The sequence below is a fragment of the Streptomyces sp. NPDC058812 genome (assembly GCF_042744565.1).
GTDB classification, from domain to species: Bacteria; Actinomycetota; Actinomycetes; order Streptomycetales; family Streptomycetaceae; genus Streptomyces; species Streptomyces thinghirensis.
Genome location: NZ_JBHYOB010000008.1, coordinates 263442 through 277696 on the forward strand (window position 1 = coordinate 263442; position 14255 = coordinate 277696).

Genomic DNA, 14255 nt, shown 5'->3' on the forward strand with positions numbered 1-14255 from the left:
GGTACCCGGGCGGTCTTCCTCAGCCCGGGCGATCCTGATGGCGTTCGGCTCCTTACCTGTTTCGGTTGATCCGTCTGTACTGCTGGGTTACGCGATACTGCTGTGCGGCCCCTGGGGCCGCTCGGCCCGGCAGCCAGTGGAGGAACCCGCCACTTCCGGCTCCGCCACTCCGCTGCCGTGCCATCTTCTTTGACCTGCCGCACGGCAGTTCGTCTCTGCCGTGCCCATCGACTTCTGGGCTACGACGAAAACATTAGCCTCCGGCGACGGCAATGTCTACAGCTGACACAACAGATTTGCTCTATCTGTCGGCCCGGGGATCCTGTCTCTTTTGCACCCGGAAGCGGTACCTGCCTGGTTGAGGACTGACCGCAGGGACACAGGAGATGGCCCGCGCCTGTGCCGACAGCCTCGAACCGCCCACGGCGGCCGAGACAGCGGGAACTTTCGCCCCGCCCCCGTTTGCCGACAGGCCTCATGACAGCCGGACGGGAACGCGAGCCGTAGGAACAGGCTTGCCTTCCGCCAGGTCACGGGTCATACCCTCCCGGGACGGTGCGGCTGGCGTTCCACTCTTTGCTCGAGGCGGCCGTTGTCGGCCGTTGTCGGCCGTCGAGATGAGGTGTCCCGTGCCACCCGACTTCGAGCGGGTGCCATCGAAGTTTGAGCGGTGCTCGCCGTTCTCTCAGATTCGTGATGGCGGATGTCGAGAACGTGCTACCGGCTACGTCCCAGAGGTGCCAGCAGCCACCCCCGGCGGCAGAGGAAGAAGGAGAGGCCAGCATGGCGATTCAGCGGATGGACAACGTCGGCATCGTGGTCGAGGACATGGACGCAGCCATCGCGTTCTTCGTGGAACTCGGTATGGAGCTGGAGGGTCGGGCGGAGGTCGAGGGTCCCGTCGCCGACCAGTGCACCGGACTCAACGGCGTTCGCTGTGACATCGCGATGGTCCGGACCCCTGACGGCCACGGCCGGCTCGAGCTGGCGAAGTACCGCAGTCCCGCGGCGATCAGTGCCGGGCCACGCAACCAGCCGCACAACATCCTGGGCACGCACCGCGTCATGTTCACCGTCGACGACATCGAGGACACAGTTGCCCGCCTGCGCACTCACGGCGCCGAACTTGTCGGCGAGCTGGCGCAGTACGAGGACAGCTACCGGATCTGCTACGTCCGCGGCCCCGAGGGCATCATCGTCGGACTGGCCGAGCAGCTCAGCTGAAGGCAGGCGAGGGGGCGGGTACGCCCAGGGCGTTCTAAGCGTCGACCGCTGCACCAATCCCGACGGCCGCCACCCCGGCGCGGTCACCACCCACGGCACGATCACCAGCGTCCCCAGCGCTGTCGGCGCCCCGGGCTTCCCCTCCATCGCCTGGTGGTGGCAGGACCTGGCCACTCCTGCCGGCTGAGCTCCGCCGCGCGGACGGCCGGTCACCGCAAGGCGGCCGGCCCCCTCACCGCCAGACGCCAGCCGACGCGGAGGCCCGAGGCGACCGGAGTCGGACCGGGCCGTCCATCCTTGCCGAAAGGGCGTCGGGCTTCTCCGAACGTCGGCCTTGGGCACCGGTGACACCACTGTGCGGTGTGTCCTGTGGGGTGCGCGCCCAGCCGTGGGCGTGCCGCGGTGCTCCCCGCCGGCCGCCGCACTGGCAGGGTCCGCCGGCTTGGCAGCCGCACGCGCACGCCGGTCCGCAGTTGCACTGGCTCACCGCGCCGGAGGCGTTGGCTTCCGCATTGGTCATCGCGGTGCCCTCTTTGACGTCCGAGCCACCGAATGTGGTTTCCCTGGCGGCACCGTAGGGTGCCGCCCGCGTGTGCGCATTCCCTCACACAGGTGACTAGCGGCTGGATCCCTGCATGCGACCGCGCCCACAGCCCGGCACTGACGTGCGGCCGTGGCAACCCCTCACCGCTCCGCAAGGCCCGTCGCGCGCCGGACGGGCGGTCACGACCGGTCCGCCTGCAGACAGCCCGCGGTCCGTCGTCGCCCGTCTCGCACTCATGCGTTGTCTGTCGCGAGGTGGGGGTGCGGATGGAGGTTGAGGTAGAGACCGGCGGCGGCCAGTTCGTGGGTGGTGGGCAAGGGCAGGAGGTCGGTTGTTCCGTGGCCTGCGAGTCCTTGTGGGGGCTGGCCGTTGACGGGTCGGCGCACGGTGCGCAGGAAGGTGCCGACGGCGTCGTCGGTCTGGGTGTCGTGGAGATCTTCGGCGCCGGTGATGATGCTGAGGAAGCTTTCGTGCAAGCGCAGGGGTGCCTGGTCGCGGCGGCTGAGTTGTTGGGCGGTGCGGAAGTAGTGGTCGCGGCCGTCGTGGATGCGGTAGAAGGCGCTGACCAGGATGAGGAGCCGTTCATAGGCGTGGCGGTAGGCGGTCTGGTAGAAGGCGCGGGCGGCGTCTTCGTCGACGTCGCCGCGGAGCACGCTGTTGATGGAGGCGGCGGCGAGCAGTCCGCTGTACATGGCCAGGTGCACTCCGGTGGACAGCAGGGGGTCGAGGAAGCAGGCGGCGTCCCCGGCGAGGAACCAGCCTGGTCCGGTGAAGGAGTCGCTGACGTAGGAGTAGTCGCTCTCGGTCTTCAGCGGTGCGGCCTGCCGGGCTTGGGTGAGCATGCCGGCCAGGAGGGGGCAGCGGGCGACGGCCTCGTCGTAGACGGTCTGCAGTGAGCCGCCTGCTGCTTGCCTGGCGTGGGCGAAGGAGCGTTTGTCGGTGACCAGGCCGACGCTGAGGGTGCCGTCGTGCAGGGGAATGGCCCACAGCCATCCGTGGTCCGGCAGGGAGAACACTCCGATCGCGCCGCTGGGTGCGGTGGTGAGAGGCGCTGCGCCGTGCCAGTAGCTCCAGGTGGCGACGTTGCGGAAGATGTCGTGGACGCGCCTGGTGCGCAGCTGCCGGGCGGCGAGGAGCCCGGCGCGGCCGGAGGCGTCGACGAGGTGTCCGAACCGGATGCGTCCTTCAGTCCCGTCGTGGCCGGTCCAGGCCGCTTCCACGGCCCGCTGGGCTTGGCCAGTCTTCCTGCCGTTGCCGAACGTGATCCGTCCCGCGCGGGTCTCTTCGCGCACCTCGGCTCCCTGTGTGCGGGCGTGTTCCAGCAGCAGGTGGTCGAACTGGGAACGGATGACCTGGAAGCTGTAGGCCGCCGGTCTGCCGGGTTCGTCGAAGCCGAGTGACCACTCCTGGCCGCCCCAGCCGTAGAACGCCCCCGTTTTGCGGACGAAACCGTGCGCCTCGACCACCTCACGGGCGCCCAGCACGTCCAGTACCGGCAGCAGGGACGGCAGCAGCGACTCCCCGATGTGGTAGCGCGGGAAGCGTTCCCGTTCCAGCACGCGCACCTGGTGGCCCTGGCGGGCGAGAAGGGCTGCCGCGGTCGCGCCCGCCGGGCCGCCTCCGACCACGAGGACGTCGGTCTGTTCACGCATGCTGTGCTCCTCAACCGTCGAGAATGCCGTCACCGCATACCGAACTCGCCACTGTCTGAGACAGTGTCATCACTATGAGCAGTGAACCTCACGGCGAGTCGGCCCCGACAGACGCCCTCACGCCAGCCCACACCCTCGGATCAGGCCACACCCCGGCCCCGCTCACCGTCGGGATCGAGGAGGAACTCCTCCTGATCGACCCGGACAGCCGAGCTCTCAGCCCTCGCGGCCCTCAGCTGGTGGGCGAGGCCTCCGGTGAACTCGGTGACCGGGTGGGCACCGAGCTGACCCGCTATCAGGTGGAACTGCGCACCGACCCGCACATCTGCCTGAAGGAAGCGGACGACCAGATCCGTTGCACGAGAACGGCGGCGGCCCGCGCCGCCGCCCGTATCGGCCTCCGCATCGCCTCCACCGGCACCCCCGTACTCGGCCAGGCGGCCCCCGTCCCGATCACAGATGGCGCCCGCTACGCGCGAAGCGCCGCCCACTTCCGCGCTCTGGACGACGAGCAGACCGCGTGCGCCTGCCACATCCACGTCGGCCTGCCCGACCCCTGTGATGCCGTGCACGTCAGCAACCACCTGCGGCCCTGGCTGCCGGCCCTGATCGCGCTGAGTGCGAACTCCCCGTTCCAAGACGGCCGGGACACCGGATACGCGAGCTGGCGCACCACCACCTGGGGGCGCTGGCCCGTCGCCGGCCCGCCCCCGTACTTCGAATCACCCGCGCACTTCGACGACCTCGTCGACACTCTTCTCGAGGCTGAGGCGCTCATCGATCGCGGCGGTCTGTACTGGGACATCCGCCCCTCCCATCACCTGCCCACCATCGAAGTCCGCGTCGCCGACGCCGCCCTGACCCCCGACGACACCCTTCTGCTCGCCGCCGTCGTCCGCGCCCTGACCGCCACCGCTCTCACCGCCGTCCAAGCCGGCGAGAGGGCCCCGCGCCCGGCACCGGAGCTCCTGCGTGCGGCCTGCTGGCGCGCGGCACGCGACGGACTGGCCGGCCACGGCATCGACCCGCTCACCAGCCGCCTGACAGCCCAGACCACGCTGGTCGAACAAATGCTGCATTCCATCGCGCCGGCACTGCGGCAGCACGAGGACCTCGACTTCGTACGCGAGCAGTGGCAGCGCCTGCGCGCCGAAGGAACCGGTGCCGACCGCCAGCGCGCCGCCTACCGGCAGCGCTCCAGCACGCACGGCGTCGTCGACTACATCGTCTCCGCCACTTGCGCCACTAGGACGCGTATCGACTCGTGATCACGCTATGGGATTCGTCCTGCGCGCTCGTGGTCGCGGGCACGACGGCGGCGCGGTCGCTGAGCGACCGGACGAGGCACACCGGGACCACCTGGGAGCACCTGGGAGCACCTGCCGCAGGAACTCGGCTTCGGCTCGGGCATGACCTGCTGGCGCCGCCTGGCCGAGTGGGCCGAAGCAGGGGTACGGCCCCGGCTGCACGGGGTCCTCCCCGCCAAGCTCCGCAGTGCGAACACCCCTGAACTTCTCCCGGGCGGCGGTCGACGGCTCCCACATCCGGGCGCTAAAGGGGGCCAAGACCGGACGACGCCCCGCCGACCGGGGCAGGACGGGCAGCAAACACCACCTGATCACCGACGCCACCGGCATCCCGCTCGCCGCCACCCTCGTCGTGGTCGTAGCCGCGGTCGCCCAGCACCACGTCCGGTCGGCGCCGGGGCCGGCCGCCCTTGCCCCACACCGGCGGCACGATCGCGCGCCGGGGCACCGAGCACGGCTCCGGTCTCGGCACTCAACGCTGGATCGTGGAGCGCGCGTTCGCCCACCTGTCAGGGCGGCCCATGAGTCCTGAGCGTGCTCGTCAAACCAGTCTGGAGCCATGGAACGTCAGGCGGCGTATCCTCAGAGATCGCGAAGGCGGTCGGTGAGTAGCGGGGGGACGCGGCGTGGCCTATGCGATCGGGCTCGTGTGGATGGCAGGGGCTGCCTTCATGACGTGGAAGGCAGCCCAACTCTGGCGCAACGCGGACTTGGTGGACGTCTTCCTGGCTTCCTTCGCGGTCCTGCCGTTCGGCCAGGAGGTCAGGAGAGGCGAGGTCCGCTCCGCGGGTGTCACCGCCACCTCGCTCTGGGCGATCGCTTCTCTTGTTTTCTTGGGACTGCTGGACGCGGAGATGACCGGTGGTCAAACAGCCGTCGTCCTGATAGCGGTGCTCATCGTGCTGGCATGCATGGCCTGCGAGATCAGCATCATCCTCTTCAACGTGCCCGCGCGTTTCGTGCCACCGCACATGCGCTCCGAACCTGGGGCCGTGGTGCTGTGGCGTGTGCGCCGGGCGCGCAAGAAATCCGGTCACCGCTGACACACTCGATTGTCGCGCTCGGCATTTCGTTAGGAGTTCTGAGGTCTCCCGTTCGCGGGCTCTGCAGCCCTGTGCGGTGCGCTCTGCCTCGCCGCAGGGTCCGGGGCGGGTCACGCCTGCGGCCTCGCCGCGCCGGTGGCGATGCCTGATCGCGTGCACTCCGTTGGCACCCGGCTGGTGGGCCGAATGAGCGAGCCGCCGAAGGGCTACTGCGTGGCGCCCGGGAGTGCGGCACAGCCTGGTGGGCATTGTGGTCCCGCGTGACCTCTTGGCAGCCTCCCCAGAAGCGAATGGAGACGCTCGTGAACGATCAATCACCGAGCTCGGCCCTCCCGCCTGTGGTGGACAGAAAGACCTACCAGGAGGCGCGGGAAGCTCTGCTCGCACGGGAGAAGGCGCACACCCGTGAGGGAGACGCGATCGCGGCGGCGCGGCGGCGGCTGCCGATGGTGGAGGTCGATGCCACCATCGAGGTCATTGGTCCTGACGGGCCGATCACGATCCTCGACGTCTTCGAAGGCCGCAAACAGCTCATCGCGTATTTCCACGCCTGGTGGCCCGGACGACCCGCCGCCGGGCAGTGCGAGGGTTGCACGTTCTTCAACAGTCAGGTCCGCGAGCTGTCCTACATCCACTCCCGCGACGCCACGTACGCCACGCTCTGCAAGGGCCCCTACCAAGAGAGCGTCCGCTACCGCGACTTCCTGGGCTTGGACATGCCGTGGTACTCGGTCGAGAAGACGGCGCCGCAGCTCTTGGAGGGTCGTGACTGGCAGCGTCACCACCTCGTCTGCTACGTCCGCGACGGGAAGCGGATGTTCGAGACGTACTACACCGGCGGTCGCGGCGTCGAGGTCATGGCACCCACCCACGGGCTGCTGGACATGACCGTCTACGGACGCCAGGAGGCGTGGGAGGATTCCCCCCGCGGCTGGCCCCAGCCCTGGTACTCCGCCGAGAACCCCGAGGAGTGGCGTACGAACGGGCGCCCCATCGCCCAGTGGTCCCGCATCGAAGCCGGCCGCTCCGACGAGCTGACCTAGGGTCCGTCTGCAAACAGGTCTCGTCCGGAGCAGGAACGAGGCGAGAGAGACCGCTGCTTCGTAGGAGGTGGCGGTCTTGTCACACCTGGTCGCGACGCGCCACCGCGCGCCGGCCATCGCGGCCCGGCCCACGGCTACTGGCCGGACGGGCTCAGGCGGAGGCGCGGGCGATGGTGCCCGCGGTGAGCGTGGCCAGCATCTCCTGCAGGGCAGTCACGAAGTCCAGCTTGAACGCGGTGAGTGAGGGGTCGGCTTCGTAGGCGGCGAGCATCGCCGGGGAGGGCCGTGCGTGTGTCCACACGGCGCCGACGGCCATGATCATGGCTGCGGTCAACTGCGGTGCGCTGTTGCCCAGCTCAGGAAGGTGCTGGTGGGCCAACGCCGCGATGTCGGCGACGTTGGCCACGGCCGCGCGCTTATAGCGGGCGGCCACCTGCGGGGAAACGGTGCGGCTGACCCGCCGTCACTGAACCCGGCCGGGCAGGGCCTTTGGGCCTCGGCGGTCCCCGGCCGGGCCCGCTGGGGCGCCACGGGCTGTGCGGCCCCGCCCTGGGGCGGCGCGGCGGGGAGCCCGCGGGAGCAGCGGTCACGAGCGCGGCCGATGGCTTCCGTGTCGCGTGTGCGCGGTCGCCGCCCAAGACTGCGCCGGCCATCCGGCCGCCCTCCGGGAAAGCACCCGTGCGGAGCTTGGAAGATCCTGCGCGCCTGCCGGCTCAGGGGTGGTTACGGCGTCCATCACGCCATGCTCGGCGTCGTCAGCCCGCACAGCCGCGCAACCTGCTGCCGTCAGAAGGAGTGGCGGTGGGCGCCGGCGCTGTCAGGTCCGTCGGCGAGCAGGAGGGACGCGGCGATCCGCTTGCCCACGGTTTCCCGGTGGGCACAGAGGGTTTCGCACACCGCCGTCACGAGTTCCAGGCCGTGCTACCGACCCGGTTCGGGTCGGCTGGCAGCACCGATGGCAGTGACGTCGCGCTGCACCTGTTCAACTCCCGCGCCCTCCCTGGCCAACTGAAAAGAGGGCACAAGCAGCCACACGCGGGTATGAGCCATGACGCACGGATCACCGCGATCCTCGGCCGCCGCCTCGCCGACCTCGAACAGCGCCTGTCCGACACCGTCTTCAAATCCGTCGCCCAACGTGCCGCCTGCACAGGTGAGCGCCGAAGCTGGAGCTGGTCACGTCGTTCCACTCGGAGACCGGCATGCCCATGTTCGCGGGCGTGATCCACATCGCTCCGATCAGCCAGGCCACGACTCCGTAACCCAGCCGGACTTGCGCAGCGAGATCGCGCTCGTCAGCACCTCATGGCCGCCTCGTTCAGCCCCGGCCTCATCGCGGTGATGCCGGGGCCCGCCGTCGGCCAGGGCAATCGCCTTCGCGTGGCCGTCAACCCGGGCCCGCGCAACCCACCCGATGGACCACAGACCCCGACCCTGGCTCACTCGGCGCAGCAGGACAGCGTGTCCACATCGCGCGTGAAGGCCTGCGCGGCGAGCTTGAGGGCCTCGGCCATGGTCAGATACGGCGCCCACGTGCGCGCCAGCTGGTGGACGGTCATCCGCGCGCTGATCGCGTAGGTGGCGGCAGCGATGAGGTCACCGGCGCCCTCAGCGGCGGCATGCACGCCAAGCACGCGGCCGGTGCCCGCCTCAGCGACGATCTTCACCAGACCGCGGGTGTCCCGGTCGACCAGCGCCCGTGGCACGTGTGCCAGCGGCAGCGTTCGGCAGTCGGAGTCGATGCCGGCCTCGGCCGCCTGGGCGTCCGTCATACCGACCGAGGCCAGGGCGGGGCTGGTGAACGTGACGCGGGGCAGGCTCTCGTAGTCCAGCAACCGCCTCGAGCCGTCGAAGGCGGCGTCAGCGACCAACGTGCCCTGTGCTGCGGCCAGATAGACGAGCTGGGCGTGGCCGGTGACATCCCCGGCGGCCCAGATCCTGGGATGTGTGGTGCGTGACTGCCCGTCCACGACCACCTCGCCCAGCGCACCGGTCTTCACGGCGACCCGCTCGAGATTCAGGTCGGCAGTGACGGGACGACGCCCCGTCGCCATCAACAGCTGCTCGGCTCGCAGGTCCTCGGCCGTGGTGTCCAGGACGTAGTCGTCCGAGTCGCGCCGGACGGCGGTGACAGTGGTACCGGTGCGGACCACGATGCCCTCGTCTGCGAAGACGTCCTCGATCACGGCGGATACCTCCGGTTCCTCGAACGGGGCCAGCCGTTCCAGCGCCTCGACGACGGTGACCCGTGTGCCGAGCCGGGAGAAGAGCTGAGCCTGCTCCAGACCGACCGCGTTGCCGCCCACCACGACCATCGACTCGGGCAGTCGGCCGAGCTCCATCGCGCTGGTGGAGGTCAGGTACCCGGCCTGGGTCAGCCCTTCCACAGCCGGCACCCACGGTGCGGCGCCCGTGGCGATCAGATAGTGCGCGGCCTCGATCCACGCCTCGCCGCCCGCCTCGCACTCAACCCGCAGGACCGGGTGGTCGGCGTCCCCGCCGAAGGAGGCGCTGCCGTGAATGACCTGCCAGCCGTACCCGTCCGCGAGACCGGTGTACTTATGGCTCCGCAGCTCCTCGACCAGTGCGTCCTTCCCACCGGCCAGAGCAGGGAAGGCGACGGGAAGGTCCTGGGCGGCCAGGCCGGGGAAGCGTCCGGCGGCCCGGCCGGTGTGCCGGGCCTCGGCGGCGGCCAGCAGCGCCTTGGAGGGCACACAGCCGACGTTGACACACGTGCCACCGATGGTGCCCTGCTCGATCATGACGACGCGCTTCCCTTTGCTGGTCGCGGCGATGGCGGCGGCGAAGGCCGCCGCCCCGGAGCCGATGACCGCCAAGTCGAAACCGGCCTCTGTACTTGTCATGGCGCCGCCTCTCTCCCGGGGCCGGTTCCTGCGCCGCCCCGCCTATTCGCCTACCCGAATAGGTCAAGGATGTCATACTATTCGGGCAAGCGAATACTTCACTGCGTGGAGGTCCTTCACATGCTCCAGCACCCCGCTGCGGACTCACCGGCCGTCTCTGCGGGCACCTGCCCACACACCGACACGGTGGCCATGTTCTTCCGGGCGCTGGCCGACCCCACCCGACTGAAACTGCTGGAGTTCATACTCGGCGGCGAGCGCACCACCGCCGAGTGCGTCACCCATGCTCAGATCTCCCAGCCCAGGGTGTCGGTCCACCTGTCCTGCCTGACCGACTGCGGCTACGTGACCGCTCGCCGGGACGGCCGCCGACTGCTCTACTCCGTCGGCGACCCTCGCGTCGCGGACCTGGTCGCCCTCGCCCGCGCCCTGGCCGCCGACAACGCCACCGCCCTGACCTGCTGCCCTCGCATTGACCCGGCCCGGCCCCAAGGAGACGACTCGCGATGACCGACACCGGCAAAATGCCCCGGCCGTCCGGTGCGCTGGCCGCCGTCGGCGCCGGACTGGTGATGGTGGCTCCGACCTCGGACGCGATCTCGCGTACGACACCGACCAGCGCGGCCAGCTTCGGATCGGAGCCGACCTCACCGCCGCCGGCGCCACCGGCGGATGCCCCACCTCCGCACGGATGTTGAGCAGCTTCCCGAACCACCGCTGTCCTGCGCGACGCCACACACTGCGCCGCGTCCCGGTGAGCTTGCAGCTCACGTCCACCGCAGGCGCAAGGTGGAGGAAGTCGCCGGCCGTCCCCCCTTGAGTTCGGCCGGCGACGTACGGTCCCCCGGATCAGGTGGCGTGGGGCGGCGTAATGCCGAACTGCTCGGCCGCCTGCGTCAGTTCGCGCCACGCCTTGGGTGCCACCGGCACGCCGTTCGCGCCGCGTTCCGCCGCGACGGCGGCGCTGCGCTCGCCGGGGTAGTACACGCCGGGCGCACCCTCCGCCACCGGCAGGCCCTTCAGTGTGTCCAGTGTGGCGTCGACGGCGCCGGTGAAGTCCTCGGCACTGCCGCCGAAGGCCGCCGGGTCGACGGCGATCAGCAGGGCGTTCTGGCGGTGCTTGCGGCCGGCCGGGTCGTCGGAGTGGAAGGCGGAGAAGATCGGCGCGCCGACCAGGACGCTGGTGAGGAGTTCGAAGGCGAGGGACATGCCGGAGCCCTTGGCACCGCCCAGTGGCAGCGGCATGGTCGCGAGCGCGGGGTCGGTGGTGGGGGTGCCGTCCTCGGTGGCGGCGGCGTTCTCGGGCAGCGGAGTGCCGTTCGACTTGGCCTGGCGAATTTTGCCGAGGGCGATGGTAGCCGTCGCCATGTCGAGGAGGAGCGGGGCGTGGTCGGCGGCCGGGACGGCGATGGCGAGGGGGCTGGTGGCGACCGCCGCGCCCTTGACACCCGTGTAGCCCATGTTGGGCATGCCTGCCACGAAGCCGAGGCCGATCAGGCCCTGTTCGGCGATCCTGGAGACGTAGTAGCCGATGGCGCCGGTGTGCACGGTGCGGCGGACGCCGACGGAGGCGATGCCGTAGGCGCGGGCTCGCTCGACAGCCATGTCGGCGGCGGCGGTCAGGGCGACCGGGCCGGGGGCGCGGTCGGCGTCGATGACGGCGGCGGCCGGGGTGGTCGACTCGGCCTTGAGGTCGGCGTTCGCGTTGGCCACGCCCTTGGCGAGCAGGTCGAGGTAGGCGGGCACGCGGGCCACGCCGTGCGACTCGACGCCGCGCTGCGCCGCCCAGATGAACACGTCGGCGGTGGTGCGGGCGTGCTCGGGGCTCAGGCCCCCTTTCTCCAGGAGGGCCGCGGCGAAGGTGCGCAGCTCGTCGGCGGGGACGCGGACCTTGCCCGGCTTCGGGGCCGGGGTCGGGGTGTCGGTCATGGTGCGTGGGTCTCCTGGGTCAGCGGGTGACGAGGACGTCGACGACGGCGGTGGTGCCCTCCGCCACGGCCTTCAGCGCGCGCTCCAGGGCGGGCGCGAGGGCGTCGGTGGTGTCGACGGTCTCGGTGTGCATGCCGAAGGGTTCGGCGAAGGCCGCGAGGCGGGGCAGGCGATGCAGGTCGGTGCCGAGCCACTCTCCGGTCTCGGCCGCCGCGCCGTCGGGGTAGAAGCGGCGGTGGTTGAGGTTCATCGACTTGTAGACGCGGTTGTTGAAGACCACGATCAGTACGGGCAGGTCGTAGGTGTTGGCCGCGTCGCAGGACGGGATCACCGGGTTGTAGGTGAACGCGCCGTCGCCGATGGTGAGGACCACCGGGCGCTCCCGGGCGGCCAGTTTGACGCCGAGCGCGACCGCGATGCCCTGGCCGAGGCCGCCCTGCACGTAGAAGTACGAGTCGGGGGCGTCGGTCCGCAGGTGGCGCTTGACGGCCTTGCTGTGGGTGATGGTCTCGTCCACGACGATGCCGTCCCGGCCGGCCAGCAGCTGGCGGAGGGAGGCCGCGACCAGGACGGGGTCCACCCCATGTGCCTCTTCGGCCTTCGCCTCGGCGGCGGCGATCGCCGCGTGCTCGGCGGCGTGGCGTTCCTCCTGGGCGGCGCGGCGGGCGGTGACCGCGACCTCGTCCAGGTCCTTCGCCCGCTTGGCGAGCTGGCGCAGGGTGTTGGCGACGTTGCCCTCCAGGTACACGTCCGCGAAGAGCACCTGGTAGACGATGTGCGGGCGTTGCGGCACCTGGTCGATGACGACGATCGTCGCCTTCGACGGCTTGCGGCTCGGCGGGTAGAACGGGGCGCGGCAGTTGACCAGGAGGATCAGGTCTGCCTCGTCCATCCAGGGGCCGATGTCGCTGCCGGCGTGGAGGGGATGGGTGCGCGGGAAGTTCGCGCACACCGCCGAGTCGGGTTCGACGACCGGGATGTTCCACGCCTCGGCGAAGGCGACCAGCGACTCGAAGCCGCCCGCCTCGCGGCCTGCCGTCTCCGTGACGACGACCGGGTTCTTCGCCTCGCGGATCAGCTGGGCGACAGGCTCGACCTCCTCGGGCGAGGAGTGCATGGAGCCCGGCTTGACGATGGGCTTGGCCTCGCGGCCGTCCCAGTCCTCCAGCAGGATCTCCAGCGGAATGTTCAGGTAGGTGGGGCCCGCCGGGGCCCGCCAGGCCAGTTCCGCCGCCCGGGTGATCATCGTGGGCAGGGTGCTGATGTGCGCGGCCTCGTTGGCCCACTTGGTGAACGGCTGGGCCACGTGGTGCGGGCCGCCCACGATGGACAGGTTGCGGTACCACTGACCGCCGGGGTCCTGGCCGGGGCCGTCGCCGTACGTGGTCGACTCCGAGGAGGCGACCACCATCGGGACACCGGCCAGGAGCGCCCCGTGCACGGCCATGGAACCCTGGAGCAGACCGGGGGCGGCATGCAGCAGCACGCCTTGTGGGCGGCGCTCGACCAGCCCGTAGCCGGTGGCCATACCCACCGCCACCGTCTCGTGGGTGAGGTCGAGGTACGTCGGCGCCGGCTCGCCGTCGCGGTGCCGGCGGGCCAGCGACTCCCACACCGGGGCCCACTCCGACCCCGATGAGCAGAAGATGTACTCGGCGCCGACGGCGTTGAAGGCGGAGACGACGGCGTCACCGCCGTCGGTGCCCGGCCTGTTCCTGCTGTCCGTCATCTCGTGTGCGTCCTCAGCCCTCGTACGGCCAGTTCAGGACCTCGGAGATACCGCGGCCCATCATCCATTCAAGCTCCTCGGGCGTGAAGTCCCAGTGCTTGGTGAACTGCTCGATGGTGTCGGTGTAGGTGATGCCGTGGCCCAGCAGGCGGGTGATGTCCGTGCCGTAGAAGCAGCGCTGCGGCCCCATCTTGTCGACCATCTCGCGCACGTACTTCTGGATGTTCATGTTCGGGAACGGCTGTGTGGAGTAGCCCGGCAGCGCCGAGACCTTCACGTAGATGTTCGGATGGGCGGCCAGGTCGGCGGTCTCCTGGACCCAGTAGCCGATGGCGTCGTCGACGCAGCGGGCCATGATGCCCATGTGGTCGATGATGATCTTCAGCTCGGGGTGCTTGGCGGCGATCTCGCCCAGCTCGCGCTTCCAGACGGGGGCGTGGACCATGGTGGGGATGCCGAGCTGCTCGGCGATCGGCCAGTACCAGTCGTTGGTGCCGTCGATCATCCAGTTGCGGTCCTGCGGGCGGTGGAAGGTGAGGCGGGTGCCCTTGACGTGCGGGTTCTGGGCGAAGTCCTTGAGCATCGCGGTGCCCTCGGCCTCGTTGTCCTGCGGTACGCGGGCCATGATGCCGAAGCGGTCCGGGTGGGCCTCGCACGCCTCCAGGGCGTAGTCGATGCGGTTGCCCTCCCAGGAGGGCGGGAGGATCAGCGCGCGGTTGACGCCGGCCTCGTCCATCAACTCGAGGGCCTCTTCGTAGGAGAAGGGGTCCTCGCGGTGGCCGTTGAGCCGGATGCGCTCGCGGGCGCCCGGGACCCAGGGGCGGTCCGGGGTCTCTTCCTTCCAGATGTGGATCTGGGTGTCGACGACGAACATGTCGTGAACTCTCTTTCTCGCAGGGGGTGGTCCGGTGGTACAGGGG

The 14255-nt window shown here is 70.2% G+C and carries 10 protein-coding genes and 2 pseudogenes; 6 read left to right on the plus strand and 6 right to left on the minus strand.

All coding sequences use genetic code 11. From position 1 onward, the window contains the following. Positions 1 to 783 precede the first annotated feature (783 nt). Entirely contained in the window at positions 784 to 1224 is a 441-nt protein-coding gene (locus tag ACFW48_RS19180) for a VOC family protein (protein WP_386316081.1), read from the plus strand. A gap of 777 nt (positions 1225 to 2001) precedes the next feature. On the opposite strand, the gene ACFW48_RS19185 is transcribed toward ACFW48_RS19180, so the two are convergent. Then, a complete protein-coding gene (locus tag ACFW48_RS19185; RefSeq protein ID WP_386316083.1) occupies positions 2002 to 3420 on the minus strand; it encodes an NAD(P)/FAD-dependent oxidoreductase in 1419 nt (472 codons plus the stop codon). A 74-nt stretch (positions 3421 to 3494) separates the two neighbouring features. Here ACFW48_RS19185 and ACFW48_RS19190 point away from each other — a divergent pair, with 74 nt between their 5' ends. The 4 genes and pseudogenes from ACFW48_RS19190 to ACFW48_RS19205 all read left to right on the plus strand — a co-directional run bounded on the left by ACFW48_RS19190 (position 3495) and on the right by ACFW48_RS19205 (position 6813). Beyond that, positions 3495 to 4688 (plus strand): glutamate--cysteine ligase, encoded by a 1194-nt coding sequence (locus ACFW48_RS19190; RefSeq protein ID WP_386316085.1) that lies wholly within the window; start codon positions 3495 to 3497, stop codon positions 4686 to 4688. Between the two features lie 93 nt (positions 4689 to 4781). Further along, a pseudogene (locus ACFW48_RS19195) lies at positions 4782 to 5067 on the plus strand (IS5/IS1182 family transposase); the annotation flags it as partial. Positions 5068 to 5353: 286 nt separating this feature from the next. Then, a complete protein-coding gene (locus tag ACFW48_RS19200; protein ID WP_386316087.1) occupies positions 5354 to 5770 on the plus strand; it encodes a hypothetical protein in 417 nt (138 codons plus the stop codon). A gap of 290 nt (positions 5771 to 6060) precedes the next feature. Continuing rightward, on the plus strand, positions 6061 to 6813 hold the full coding sequence (locus tag ACFW48_RS19205; protein ID WP_386316088.1) for a DUF899 family protein: 753 nt from the start codon (positions 6061 to 6063) through the stop codon (positions 6811 to 6813). A 151-nt stretch (positions 6814 to 6964) separates the two neighbouring features. Here the strand turns inward: ACFW48_RS19205 and ACFW48_RS19210 are convergent. Next, positions 6965 to 7258 (minus strand): annotated as a pseudogene (locus ACFW48_RS19210) (TetR/AcrR family transcriptional regulator); the annotation flags it as partial. 994 nt (positions 7259 to 8252) lie between these two features. After that, a complete protein-coding gene (merA, locus tag ACFW48_RS19215) occupies positions 8253 to 9677 on the minus strand; it encodes a mercury(II) reductase (RefSeq protein ID WP_386316090.1) in 1425 nt (474 codons plus the stop codon). Between the two features lie 105 nt (positions 9678 to 9782). On the opposite strand from merA, the gene ACFW48_RS19220 reads away from it, so the two are divergent. Next, positions 9783 to 10187, plus strand: coding sequence for an ArsR/SmtB family transcription factor (locus ACFW48_RS19220; protein ID WP_386316092.1), 405 nt, complete (start codon positions 9783 to 9785; stop codon positions 10185 to 10187). Between the two features lie 339 nt (positions 10188 to 10526). On the opposite strand, the gene ACFW48_RS19225 is transcribed toward ACFW48_RS19220, so the two are convergent. The 3 genes from ACFW48_RS19225 to ACFW48_RS19235 are packed head-to-tail and all read right to left on the minus strand — an operon-like array spanning position 10527 to position 14209. After that, entirely contained in the window at positions 10527 to 11606 is a 1080-nt protein-coding gene (locus ACFW48_RS19225; RefSeq protein WP_386316094.1) for an Ldh family oxidoreductase, read from the minus strand. Positions 11607 to 11625: 19 nt separating this feature from the next. After that, the gene (locus ACFW48_RS19230; protein ID WP_386316096.1) at positions 11626 to 13335 is read right to left on the minus strand and encodes a thiamine pyrophosphate-dependent enzyme; all 1710 of its coding nucleotides are present in this window, start codon (positions 13333 to 13335) and stop codon (positions 11626 to 11628) included. 13 nt (positions 13336 to 13348) lie between these two features. Further along, positions 13349 to 14209, minus strand: a complete 861-nt coding sequence (locus ACFW48_RS19235; RefSeq protein ID WP_386316098.1) for an amidohydrolase family protein — start codon at positions 14207 to 14209, stop codon at positions 13349 to 13351. Between the last annotated feature and the right edge of the window lie 46 nt (positions 14210 to 14255).